The following is an 11,847-nucleotide window of genomic DNA, read 5'->3' as shown; positions in this document are numbered from 1 at the left end:
ATCCCTTTGTTGCGTGAATAGGCGGTAACAGGTAGAATCCGCATAAATCGAGGAAGGATTCTACTCTGCGTGTGTGCTGAGATCGCATTTGTCGAGAGGGATGAGGCTGCTCTTTCTAAACCAGCCATAGCCCAGCCAAATCAAGAGGAATAGCGGCAGGCTGATATAAGAGACCAGAATACCGTACCAGTCGATCGAATCGCCTGTGAAGGCGCCCATATTCTGTCCGAATACGGCAATCAGACATAACGCGAAAGCAAACAGCGGGCCAAACGGGAACCATCTGGCCCGGTAAGGCAGCTCATCGAGTGAATGTCCCTGCTTCACAAAGGCGCGGCGGAAGCGGTAATGGCAGACGGCAATCCCCAGCCAGTTGATAAATCCGCACATCCCTGAGGCGTTAAGCAGCCAGTTGTACACAGCGCCGTCGCCGAAGAATGAGGCAAGGAAAGCCAGCATACCGACAGCGGTGGTTACGAGAAGCGCACCTACAGGCACGCCGCGGCGGTTCAGCTTGCCGAGGGCGCGCGGAGCCATGCCGTCCTTGGCCATCGCGTACAGGACGCGGGTGGAGGCGTACATCCCGGAATTTCCGGCAGACAACACGGAGCTTAAGATGACAGCGTTCATGACGGAAGCGGCAATGGCCAGACCTGCTTTATTGAAGACGATGGTAAAGGGGCTGACACCGATATCATCAATGCCGCCACGCAGCAGATCGGGATTCGTGTAAGGAATCAGCAGGCCGATCACGAGAATGGCGAAGATGTAGAAAATCAGAATGCGCCAGAATACCTGACGGATGGCGAGCGGAACATTGCGGCGCGGATTCTCGCTCTCACCCGCGGCAACACCGACCAGCTCTGTGCCCTGGAAGGAGAATCCAGCGGCCATAAACACACCGACAAAGGCGAAGAAGCCGCCGTGGAACGAGCTGCCTCCAAGCTGGAAGTTGCTGAAGCCTACAGCTTCACCGCCCATGATGCCGAAGATCATGAGTACACCGACTCCCAGGAAGACAATGACCGTGATGATTTTGATAATCGCGAACCAATATTCCGATTCACCGTAGCCCCGCGAAGACAGGAAGTTCAGGCCGAACATCAGCAGCAGGAACAGGAGGCTCCAGAGCATCGAGGAACTCTCGGGGAACCAGTATTTAATGATGACGGTTGCTGCAGACAGCTCGGCGGCAATCGTAACCGCCCAGTTATACCAAAAGTTCCAGCCAATGGCGAAGCCGAAGGCGGGGCTGACGAACCGGGTGCCGTAGGTGCTGAAAGAACCGGAATCCGGCAGATAGGTGGCCAGCTCTCCAAGGCTGGTCATCAGGAAATAAACCATAATACCAACCGCTGTATAGGCCAGAAGTGCTCCGCCCGGGCCGGATGAGGCGATGGCACCGCCGCTGGCCAGGAACAGACCTGTACCGATCGAGCCGCCTAAGGCGATCATTGTTAAATGTCTTGCCTTGAATGTTTTGCGCAGTGCCGTGGGGGCAGGGGAGCTGCCGTGACCCGCAGTCTGCTGCTTATCTCGCTTAGCTTGCATGAATAGGACACTCCTTCAGAAGATCATGTTTCTGTTCATGAATAGGGAGTGCTGAGTCGCCGCCTTCCCTTTATAAGGGAAAGGGCATCCTGAAAGCGCAAAAAAAACCGCAGACGGATTCTGCGGTTTCCTGTATTACAGCTCCGCATCATACTCCCTGTTAAGATAGCGCAACACAGTTGCAGCCCGCGGTTTCTGACCGGCGGTGCACTGTGACAGTTCCGTGCCTTTCGGCGACGGCCCCAGTCTTGCAGCTGACAAGAGCGGCTGCAGAGACTTCGGCGGATATTCCTTTCGGCGGCGTTTCACAGACGGCTCTTTAACGTCTCCACGCGCGTACTCTTAATATTCGCGACCTCTACCTCATCTTAGGTATGATGAGGCTATCTTTATACTATGAACACAACAGGAATTAGTATAATGCAACTTGGCATAGCAAGCAATGACAAATATAGGGATGTTGGCGTCAGTTGCGGCGGCGCTCCGACATCTGCTGCCAGACGGTTCCGGCAGCTTCTTCACCGGAGGAGATGCGTTCCAGCGCCATTCTGGCCTGGAGGCCCACCTCGAACTCCGGATCGTCTGCTGCCGCCTTCAGTGCCTCTTCGGCTTCAGCTGTGCCGACCTCATAGAGGAAACGTGCAGCCCGCCAGCGCACAAGCTTGCTGGCGTCTGTCAGCGACGCCGTCATCACCGGCGTCGCTGCCGGATCGCCGATGTCGGAGAGCGTATCGCCGGCTGTGCGCCGCACCGCCGGGGCGCTGTCTCTAATCGCCTCGTAGAGCAGCTCCATCGCCTCGGGCGTGCGAAGGTCGCCCAGGTACACGACCGCAAGCCTGCGGAGCTGCAGCTTGGGGTCATGCAGCGCCGTGCGCAGCTCCGGCAGGAGTTCTGCCGTAGGCAGAAGGTCCTCCAGCGCGGCGTAGCGCACGCGCCAATCCTCATGCTTCAGGTCTCGCAGCAGCTCGGCCTGATCCTTCTTCTGCCGCTGCTCGATGAACTCGCCGGCGGTCCCGTGCGCGATGGCCTGCTGCACGAGCGAGTCGAGGCGTTCCTGCGGATACGCCGCTTCCAGCTCCTGCTCCACCTCCCGCGCAATATCGGCCGGCTCGCCGTAACGCACGCCGTAATCGGTGAGCTTGCGCTCTTTGATCATCACGGCGCTGGCCACATCCGTCACCGCCTGCGTGAAACGGGCGGCAAGGGCGATGCGCTCCTCACCCGCGCCCGTCTTGACGCGGATCTGAATCGGGATGCCGCGGAACATCTGCACGAATACCTGTGATTCTCCGAAGTGGGCACCTGCATTCTCATCGGCGAGGTCGAAATCCGCGCTTAGGCCGTCAGCGCCGAATCGGCTCTGCACCTCGCGGAGGATCGCTGCCCAATCGGCGCTGCCCTTGCGTTCAAGCGCGGCGAAATCGGCAGCATGATAAATGCTCGTGACGCCTGGAATGCTCAGCATATCCCGTGCCCAGGAGGGCGCGGTGCGCTGGCTTTCCGGTGTATAGGTCCGGCGTATTCCGGGCTCCAGGCTTTCATCCAGATGAAGCTTCATCGTATTTGGACTTGGAGTCGGTTCAATAAATGTGATCTTCATACGTTAGGCTTCCCCCTTGAACGGCATTCGTGCCGTGTTCTTTACCCGCATTTTACATCATTTCATGCCTCAAATCCAAAAGGGTTACCGGGGTAGCCGCTTAAGTCCAGTCGGAAGTGGGTAAAATTTGTACTAAATGTAGGGTGCGTCTGGCCGGGACGCAGAGCTTCATCGTTCCTTTCGGGTTGACTGGAGCCTTGCTTTGCCCTTGGAATTTTGCAAATGACTATGCGGAACCATATAGTTAAGCTATTGAGCTTGCCCTGTAGTTCTTCCGGCAAGCCTTTTAAGGAGAGGTGCTGGAATGGCTAAAATCCGATACAATAACGTCGATAATGTCAGTACAGACAAAACACTCAAGGAATTCCGCCAGTGGCGCGAGGAACGCCGCCGCAAGAAGAAGGATTATACCTATAAAGTGCCAAACCATCCGCCGCAGGTATCTTATCTGGCCGGGAACCGGCTGGAGACCACAATCACCTGGATCGGGCACTCGACTTTTTTTCTGCAATATGAAGGGATGAACATTATTACCGACCCGATATGGGCGCGGCGGCTCGGCTTTGAGAAACGGATCGGCCAGCCGGGCATCCCGCTGGGTGAGGTTCCGCCGGTTGATCTGATTCTGATCTCCCACTCTCACTACGACCACCTCCATATTGCCTCCATCCGCAAGTTATACCGGACAGGTACAACGCTCGTTGTACCTGTGGGCCTGAAGCGGAAGATGCTGCGCAAAGGGTTCGCCAACTGCCTGGAGATGCAGTGGTGGGAGGAGCTCACGCTGGGGGCGGTTAAGCTTACATTTGTGCCAACCCAGCACTGGACCCGGCGGACGCCGTTCGATACGAATTCGTCTCATTGGGGCGGCTATGTGCTGGAGCCTGCCGACCCCGGCAAACACCCGAAAGGGGAGGGGGACAGAGCAAAGCCGAAGCTTCCGCCGAATCTATATTTTGCCGGAGACAGCGGCTTCTTTCCGGGCTTTAAGGAGATCGGCAGCCGGTTTAAGCTCCATGTCGCCCTGATGCCGATCGGGGCTTACGAGCCGGAGTGGTTTATGAATTCGCAGCATGTGAATCCCGAAGAGGCGGTTCAGGCCTTTATAGATGTAGGAGCAGAATTGATGATCCCGATGCATTTCGGCACCTTCCGGCTGGCTGACGATACGGCGCGGGAAGCGCTGGACCGGATGGAGCTGGCCCGTGAGGCTCATGGAATCCGTGCAGAACGTATCCGCAGACTGGGTTACGGTGAAACATTGGTGGTGCATCCCGAAGAGCGTGATTCCCGCCAATAGCCCGGCCGGGCAAGCGGCGAACGCGGATTTTCCGCAATTCGGCCTATTTGATGTTGGATGCTACGGATCTCTGTATTTTGCCAAGAAACGGCCAGTTTGCTTGAAAAAGACGGCAAAGCAGTTCCTTCTTGGGCCTCTTTTGCTTGATTTTATGCTATAATGAGCCGAAACCCTAAGTGAAAAGGATGGTAATGCTTAATGATTAGCACAAGCGGCGTAACACTCCGCTACGGAAAACGCGCACTATTTGAGGATGTAAACATAAAATTCACACCCGGCAACTGCTACGGCTTGATCGGAGCGAACGGGGCCGGCAAATCGACGTTCCTGAAAATTTTGTCCGGTGAAATTGAAGCAAATGTCGGGGACGTGCATATCACCCCCGGTGAACGGCTGGCGATACTGAAGCAGAACCATTTCGAGTACGATGAATTTTTGGTGCTGGAAACGGTAATTATGGGGCATACCCGTCTTTATGAGATCATGAAGGAGAAGGATGCGCTGTACGCCAAAAGTGATTTCACAGAGGCTGACGGACTGCGCGCCGGCGAGCTGGAAGGCGAATTCGCTGAACTGAACGGCTGGGATGCAGAGCCTGATGCTGCCGCCATGCTGATCGGACTTGGTATTATGCGTGAAATGCATGACAAGAAAATGGCCGAACTCAGCGGTAACGAAAAGGTACGGGTGCTGCTTGCGCAAGCCCTGTTCGGACGTCCGAACAACCTGCTGCTCGATGAGCCTACCAACCATTTGGATCTTGAATCCATCGGCTGGCTGGAGAACTTCCTTATGGACTACGAAGGCACCGTTATCGTCGTATCCCATGACCGTCACTTCCTGAACAAGGTATGTACACATATTGCGGACATCGACTTTGGCAAAATTCAAATGTATGTCGGCAACTACGACTTCTGGTATGAGTCCAGCCAATTGGCCCAGGCCCTGCAGCGCGACTCGAACAAGAAGAAGGAAGACAAGATGAAGGAGCTGCAGGCATTTATCCAGCGTTTCTCGGCCAATGCCTCCAAGTCCAAACAAGCGACTTCGCGTAAGAAGCAGCTGGAGAAAATTACTTTGGACGACATCCGTCCCTCCAACCGGAAATATCCGTTCCTCAACTTCAAGCCGGAACGTGAAGCAGGCAAGCAGCTGCTTACCATCAGCGGGCTGAGCAAATCCGTTGAAGGCGAGAAGCTGCTCGATGAAATCAGCTTTGTGGTGAACAAAGGGGATAAGATCGCTTTTGTAGGTCCATATTCACAGCCTAAATCATTGCTGTTTGATGTCATCATGGGTGAGAAGGAAGCGGATGCAGGTGAATATGCATGGGGAGTAACAACAACCCAGGCCTATTTCCCGAAAGACAACTCCAGCTATTTCGACGGGGTAAACATGAACCTGGTAGAATGGCTGCGCCAATATTCCAAGGATCAGGATGAAACCTTCCTCCGCGGATTCCTCGGCCGGATGCTGTTTGCCGGTGAAGAAGCGCTGAAGAAAGCAAGCGTCCTGTCCGGAGGCGAGAAGGTCCGTTGTATGCTGGCTAAAATGATGCTGAACGGTGCGAATGTGCTAGTGTTTGATGAGCCTACCAACCACTTGGATCTGGAGTCTATCACGGCGCTGAATAACGGGCTGATTGATTTCGACGGAACCATTTTGTTCACTTCGCATGACCATCAGTTCATCCAGACGATTGCCAACCGTATCATCGAGATTACCCCTACCGGAGTTATCGACCGTTCGATGAGCTATGATGAATATTTGGAGAACCCGGAAATTAAGGAAATGCGCCAGCGCATGTATCCTGTGGAAGCTTAAGAGATAACTGAAAGAATGAACAGTAATTCGTTCATAGCAAAACGGCTGCGTTACCCCTATGAGGGATAACGCAGCCGTTTATGTTCAAATACAGTGTGAAATGCGACTTGCACATGCCATAATCCTAAGAACCACCTGTACGGCGGCGCTGATTGTTTGGCTTCTTGTTATTTTGACTCTTTAAAGGCTTCGCTGAACCGGCTTGAAAGGAAGAACCCGGTTTAGCGGATGACTGCTGTTTCTTCTGTTCCAGCTTCTGGCGGATGGCATCAGCCAAGTTGATCTTTGGTTTATCATTACTTTCGCTCATTATGTTAACCCCCTTATAAAGCAAGTCCTTTACTTTATTCTAATTGTTTTTAAATGCAGTCACAAGGGCAAGAATAAATCAAAGCATGATTTACCGGAGGGGTAGTAAAGAAACCGGGTATAGGGGGGACAGGAATTGGCCGATATTTATGAAGATATACGCAAAGGTGAACGGGGGGCCTTGATCAGCATTATTGCTTATCTTATTCTCTCCTCCTTAAAGCTGGTCAGCGGATACTTGTTCGCTTCCAGCGCGCTGCTTGCAGACGGATTCAATAATCTGACGGACATTGTTGCTTCACTAGCTGTACTAATCGGACTGCGCATCTCGCGGAAGCCGCCTGACTCGGATCATACGTACGGGCATTTCCGCGCCGAGACCGTAGCTGCATTGCTGGCATCCTTTATTATGGCTATGGTCGGAATTCAGGTTATTGTAGAAGCGGTCCGGTCTTTATTCGAAGGAGCCAAGGAGGTGCCGCAGCTTTGGTCAGCAGGTGTGGCGGTATTGTGTGCGGTTGCCATGATGGGAGTATATATCTATAACAAGCGGCTGGCGAAGCAGATTAACAATAGCGCACTCATGGCTGCGGCTAAGGACAATTTTTCCGATGCAATGGTAAGTATCGGTGCTGCTGTAGGGATCGTTGGCGCACAGTTCGGACTGCCGTGGATCGATTCCGCTGCTGCGGTTGCTGTCGGTCTGCTGATTTCCAAGACAGCTTGGGATATTTTTCGTGATTCGACATACCGGTTGACTGACGGCTTTGATGAAGATAAGCTGCTGGATTTGCGCAGCACGATTGCCCGGACGCCGGGTGTGGAAGGGATCAAGGACCTCAAGGCCCGTGTTCATGGAAATCATGTGCTGGTGGATGTTGTCGTGGAAGTGGATGCCGGAATCACCGTATTGGAAGGTCATGAGATCAGCGATTCCATTGAAGATAGAATGAGCAAATTGCATAATATAATGAATGTGCAGGTCCATGTAGAACCTAAAGGTTAAAAATTCTTAATTTCTTCTAGTTATCTGTAATTTCCACCAAATCCAAGGAGAATTCAAGACTATAGACCTGGTACTTACCATAAAGTGGCAAGCTTTTTTGTGAAATTTGGAGCATGTTCCAATTCCCGGCTAAGCCTATAATGAGGGCAGAAAGCAACAAACGTAGCGCGCGCCGTTGTTGATTTTCTCATTTTGCTAAGCGGGGGAACGCTATGATCACATCACATAAGCAGATTGCAGCAACGTTACTGGTCTCAGCATCACTTGCAGTATCATTGGGAGTTTTCAGCCCGCAAAAAGTGCAAGCAGCTTCGGTTTCTTCAGATTTCGCAGTGACAGCAACGTCTGGATTAACCGGTACTATACAATCTTCAGTTCGTCTGCGCACGAACGCTTCCACAAGCGGTAGTGTGCTTCGTTATTTAAACGAAGGTGAACAGGTAACAATTTTGGAACAACCGAATAGCTACTGGTACAAAGTCAGAACTTCGGATGGAACGGTTGGTTATACCAGCGCGGGAGAGCAGTATATTCGAGTGGTTTCGGGATCTGGAAATATAACTTCCGGACAGACAGGGGTTATACAAGCTTCGGTCCGTCTTCGGGAACTGCCTTCTACAAGCGGGAAAATACTGGGGTATTTAAATAGAGGCGATCAAGTAGCTATTCTGGAAGAAACGAACAGTTACTGGTACAAAGTAAAAACTGCAGACGGAACGGTAGGCTATACAAGTGCTGCAGACCAATATATCTCGGTAGGTGGCGGAACGTCTACTCCAGCTCCAACGCCAATACCGACACCAACACCAACACCGAATCCAACACCAGCGCCAGATCCAACGGCTCCGTCACAATCAGCAGTGATTGAACGGGTCATTGCTGCGGGCATGGGTTATCTTGGAACTCCCTATGAGTTCGGATCAAGCAGAAGCGACACGAGCACTTTCGATTGCTCCGACTTTATCCGGCAGATCTTCATAGATGCAGCTAATTTGAAACTGCCTGCTGATTCACGTCAACAGGGAGCCTGGGTACAGCAGAACAGCAACACTGTCACAGATATTTCCGCCCTGAAACGCGGGGATCTGATGTTCTTCATGGATTACAAAGGTAGTTCAGTTTCTGCTTATGCAGGCATCGACAAATCTGCGGCAAGAATTTCACATGTAGCCATGTATCTGGGTGACGGACAAATGCTGCAAACGTATTCCGTAACTTCAGGCGGGGTACGGGTAGATAAATTAAGCGCTTCTTGGGTGAACCGTTTCCTTTACGGAGGTTCGGTCATCCGCTAAATATAAATGCATACAGGAAGCGACAGCATCGCAAGTTTGTGACGGGTGAACTAGGGCGGATGTTTTGTAGGGCTATCCCATCAGTAGAATTTTCTGCTGAGGGATAGCCTTTCCTGTGTTTAGGGCATGCAAGAAAAAAAGCCCGTCAGGACTTTTGGATGTCCGCAGGCTGTTTCACTATACACCCTCATAAGGGTGTATCTATACTAAAAAGGCAAGTCCCCGCATGGCTATGTATGAGTTTGGGAGCGGGGCGCTGACCGTAAAACTGATTTATGGAGTGATTACATAAGCGGAGGCGGGAACCTTCATCCAGCGCATGCCCAACCAGGTGTATATCTCTCTCCATTCATTGCCGTTCGAATCAACCAGGATATTTCCTGTAGTGTCAAGGGTTTGAGCGCCGAGAAAACCCGTAGCAACGGGGCTGTTCATGGAAGCGTAGAAAGGTGTTGCTTTTGTCAAAATAATCTGAGGAGTTGCTGGTCTAAGGTCTGATTGTGTGATTACTGTCTCAAACCGGGGGCTGTAAGTCGTTTCCGTTACAGTTGTTGTGTTGGTTACTTCTGCAGCTGAAGCCGTTGCGGCTATGGAAGCCATAAGACCCATTGCTACTGTTAAGCTGGCTAATTTTTTCATTGTGATTCCTCCCAGAGTTGGTTTTGCGTATATTTACCATGTTTGCGATGTGTTAATAAGCTTGTAAACAAAAAGTGGATACAATGAACCAACCCCTTCGTTTTTTATGAAAACTATCGTGAACAGAGGAATGAAGGCGACTTACGGGTGACAATCCGTATGGAAAGGCCTATACTTTCTGCATGGTGAATATGATGTATGGAGGGAAAAGGGGGGAGGGAGCTCTGGCATAATCAGACAGCGGCAATCGCTGCTATACATAAATCAGACCCGAACTCCTTTTCGGAGTCCGGGTCCTTAGCACCTGTAATGTGATGTCGTTTTTAATGTTCTTTTACAGTTACAATGATCTTCCTCTGCGTCCTGTAAAGAGCGAAACTATGAACAGCACGAGGAAGATAAAGAACAATACTTTAGCGATTCCTACTGCCGCCCCTACGATATTAAAGAAACCGAATACACCGGCAATCAATGCAATTACCAGCAGAATTACTGACCATTTCAACATGTGATGTCATCCTTTCTGTGTGGTGATGTAGTCAATTTAAACGGGCCGCTCCCCTTTGAAACAAAATAGGAGAGGTAGTCTTTAAGTCGCTTGACAAGCTGTTTCGGCCTAAGTAAGTAAGGGTAACTATGCAGTATCAAGGCAGAGCAAGCCGACATTTATGATTTGGAAGGGGTTTTCGTAATGATCATTGAACTTAGCGTTGCACTTGTTGCGATTGCATTCACCGTACTCGTTTTCTTTTTAATTAAAACCTTAAAATCAGCGAAAGAATCCCTCGACAAGGTCAGCCAGACTCTGCAGGAAGTCCAAAAGACGGTGGATGAGCTTACTTATGAAGTAAAAACAACCGTCAGACATGCCAATGATATTACGGCCGACGTCCAAGGCAAGATCCAAAAGATCGATCCTATTATGGATTCAGTGAAAAATCTTGGCGATGTAATGAACGAATTGACGCTTACCGTGAAGCAGGTATCAGTGACTGTGATTGAGAAGTACCGGAAATCACGCGAGCTTAAGGAGAAAGCCAAAGCCGTCTCCATTGAAGATGCTCCGCTGACACCTGCCGAAGAACGGACAGTGAAATCCTATGATGCCGCATATGCCAAAAAAGGTTCGGGGAAAATAGGAATGGCGCTTAAAGGCGTTGACGCTGCAGCTACTATATGGCAAAAATTCCGGCATTAACTAAGTAGGCGGCAGTGAGAAAGGCGGGATGATTCCATGAACATTGTCATTCTTTTGCTAAGTCTTCTCTCTCCATATTTAACACCGTCTCCGCAGAAGGACCATGTCCCTGCCGCCCTTTTTACCATGCAGCCGCCAGTGGTGTTGGCCATTGAACGCAGTATGGGTGTAAGCCCTTATATCAGCAGCTTTAATTCTTTGGCAGGGGCATCCCTATATATGTCGGAGGAAGAACTGCTGCTGGCTAAAGGTTCGCCGCTTAGCATTGCTCCTGATCCCTGGCAGGAATGCCTGGAGTATCAGTACGCCGATATGTCGGCAGGAGTTTGTGGAGGGGTCGTGCTGTATGTTCACGTAACGCCGGCACAGGCCGGGCAATACGGATTGCAGTTGAATGAAGAAAAACTGGATCCGGCGCGAAACAATTTTCAAGAGCTGCTGGGAACTCCGGATTTTGTAGCTGAAGACGGCGATGTCTATTTAAGAGGAAGCGCTGCGCTGAAGATTTACCGCAATCCGCAGACAGGAGAATGGGAAGGTATCGATTTATTTGATGGAAATTCCTCCTGATCTGTTTCACGGTCCGTAAATAAGGTTAATGAAGGAACAGTTGTCTCATTTGGCATTATCCTCATTAATCTAACCATAGGAGCGTGATTTCATGGATTCAATCGGTACACAGGCGTATGCCAAGCTACTGGAAAATGGTGTTCAGGCGATCGAAGAAGTGAATCGGCTGCGCAGCAGCGGCTATTCCAGAGATGACATTTATGTCATTAGCCACGATCAGGTCCGTGAGGGCCGTATCGTTGATGCTGCAGATACTAATGAGGTCAGTCTCAGTGAAGAAGGGTTATTTGGCGCGATTGCCAATCTTTTCCGTTCGCGGGGGGATGCGCTCCGTTTCAAAATTACTTCACTGGGTTTTAGCAGTGCAGAAGCAGGCTTCTACGAGAAAGAGCTTGATTTAGGCAAGGTTCTCGTCATCGCCAAAAGAAACCCGCAATAAACGCCGGTTTGTTTATGAGAACCTATAGCCCAATAGCGTAACCTCCAGCTCCACTATAATTAGTGGGGCTGGAGGTTACTTTGTTGAATGCTGATACAATATATTACTCTACTAGT

12 protein-coding genes and 1 riboswitch are annotated in these 11,847 nt (G+C 51.0%); of the genes, 7 read left to right on the top strand and 5 right to left on the bottom strand.

The features are described 5' to 3' along the window. Nucleotides 1-60: 60 nt before the first annotated feature. Nucleotides 61-1,551 carry an amino acid permease gene (locus AC3WT9_RS28995; protein ID WP_445745000.1) on the bottom strand — a complete coding sequence of 497 codons (1,491 nt, stop codon included), beginning with the start codon at nt 1,549-1,551 and terminating at the stop codon, nt 61-63. A 158-nt stretch (nt 1,552-1,709) separates the two neighbouring features. After that, nucleotides 1,710-1,920, bottom strand: a riboswitch (Lysine riboswitch). 97 nt (nt 1,921-2,017) lie between these two features. Then, complete coding sequence (locus tag AC3WT9_RS28990; RefSeq protein WP_341379841.1) at nt 2,018-3,151, bottom strand: virulence factor; 1,134 nt, start codon at nt 3,149-3,151, stop codon at nt 2,018-2,020. A gap of 304 nt (nt 3,152-3,455) precedes the next feature. Between AC3WT9_RS28990 and AC3WT9_RS28985 the strand changes: the two genes are divergently transcribed. Further along, on the top strand, nt 3,456-4,451 hold the full coding sequence (locus AC3WT9_RS28985) for an MBL fold metallo-hydrolase (RefSeq protein ID WP_341379840.1): 996 nt from the start codon (nt 3,456-3,458) through the stop codon (nt 4,449-4,451). A gap of 198 nt (nt 4,452-4,649) precedes the next feature. After that, a complete protein-coding gene (locus AC3WT9_RS28980; protein WP_341096437.1) occupies nt 4,650-6,275 on the top strand; it encodes an ABC-F family ATP-binding cassette domain-containing protein in 1,626 nt (541 codons plus the stop codon). Between the two features lie 124 nt (nt 6,276-6,399). Here AC3WT9_RS28980 and AC3WT9_RS28975 read toward each other — a convergent pair whose 3' ends face one another. Next, nucleotides 6,400-6,585, bottom strand: a complete 186-nt coding sequence (locus AC3WT9_RS28975; RefSeq protein WP_038596607.1) for a hypothetical protein — start codon at nt 6,583-6,585, stop codon at nt 6,400-6,402. Nucleotides 6,586-6,720: 135 nt separating this feature from the next. Between AC3WT9_RS28975 and AC3WT9_RS28970 the strand changes: the two genes are divergently transcribed. Both AC3WT9_RS28970 and AC3WT9_RS28965 read left to right on the top strand, forming a co-directional pair. After that, the gene (locus AC3WT9_RS28970; RefSeq protein ID WP_341096435.1) at nt 6,721-7,590 is read left to right on the top strand and encodes a cation diffusion facilitator family transporter; all 870 of its coding nucleotides are present in this window, start codon (nt 6,721-6,723) and stop codon (nt 7,588-7,590) included. Between the two features lie 212 nt (nt 7,591-7,802). Beyond that, complete coding sequence (locus AC3WT9_RS28965; RefSeq protein WP_341379838.1) at nt 7,803-8,885, top strand: C40 family peptidase; 1,083 nt, start codon at nt 7,803-7,805, stop codon at nt 8,883-8,885. A gap of 273 nt (nt 8,886-9,158) precedes the next feature. On the opposite strand, the gene AC3WT9_RS28960 is transcribed toward AC3WT9_RS28965, so the two are convergent. Both AC3WT9_RS28960 and AC3WT9_RS28955 read right to left on the bottom strand, forming a co-directional pair. Further along, nucleotides 9,159-9,524 (bottom strand): hypothetical protein, encoded by a 366-nt coding sequence (locus AC3WT9_RS28960; RefSeq protein WP_341096431.1) that lies wholly within the window; start codon nt 9,522-9,524, stop codon nt 9,159-9,161. Between the two features lie 340 nt (nt 9,525-9,864). After that, on the bottom strand, nt 9,865-10,032 hold the full coding sequence (locus AC3WT9_RS28955; protein WP_038596600.1) for a DUF1328 domain-containing protein: 168 nt from the start codon (nt 10,030-10,032) through the stop codon (nt 9,865-9,867). Between the two features lie 183 nt (nt 10,033-10,215). On the opposite strand from AC3WT9_RS28955, the gene AC3WT9_RS28950 reads away from it, so the two are divergent. From AC3WT9_RS28950 to AC3WT9_RS28940, 3 genes are all read left to right on the top strand, one after another. Continuing rightward, complete coding sequence (locus AC3WT9_RS28950) at nt 10,216-10,722, top strand: DUF948 domain-containing protein (protein ID WP_341096429.1); 507 nt, start codon at nt 10,216-10,218, stop codon at nt 10,720-10,722. A gap of 36 nt (nt 10,723-10,758) precedes the next feature. Then, nucleotides 10,759-11,292: a hypothetical protein gene (locus AC3WT9_RS28945; protein ID WP_341096427.1), complete on the top strand. Its 534-nt coding sequence runs from the start codon at nt 10,759-10,761 to the stop codon at nt 11,290-11,292. Nucleotides 11,293-11,383: 91 nt separating this feature from the next. After that, nucleotides 11,384-11,731: a YflT domain-containing protein gene (locus AC3WT9_RS28940; protein ID WP_341096425.1), complete on the top strand. Its 348-nt coding sequence runs from the start codon at nt 11,384-11,386 to the stop codon at nt 11,729-11,731. Nucleotides 11,732-11,847: the final 116 nt, after the last annotated feature.

It is taken from the genome of Paenibacillus sp. EB106-06-01-XG199, assembly GCF_058791575.1.
The sequence above is the reverse complement of the archived record's forward strand: the minus strand, read 5'-3'. Positions and strand labels throughout refer to the sequence as shown.